At 36.1% G+C, this 263-nt stretch carries 1 protein-coding gene; it reads left to right on the plus strand.

Going from position 1 to position 263, the window contains the following annotated elements:
• Positions 1-263, plus strand: a 263-nt coding sequence (locus SCA31_RS23920; protein WP_410699491.1) for an AAA family ATPase, incomplete at both ends; no start/stop codon positions are given.

Raw genomic sequence — 263 nt, forward strand, 5'->3', positions numbered from 1 at the left:
GATATATTTTACCATTATTGAAGACAATGAGCTCAGGCCATGCGATTATAATTTTAACACTAGCACGTTTAGTTGCTACCGTAGAGGATAAAAGTTTAATTATAATAGATGAGCCTGAAAGCCACCTTCACCCTCCGTTGCTATCACTATTTATCAAGTCTTTGTCTGATTTGCTTTATGTTAAAAACGGAGTAGCAATATTAGCAACACATTCCCCTGTCGTCTTGCAAGGCATTCCTAAATCATGTGTATGGAAGATTTAT

Source organism: Chryseobacterium sp. SIMBA_028, from assembly GCF_046535285.1.
Lineage (GTDB): Bacteria > Bacteroidota > Bacteroidia > Flavobacteriales > Weeksellaceae > Chryseobacterium.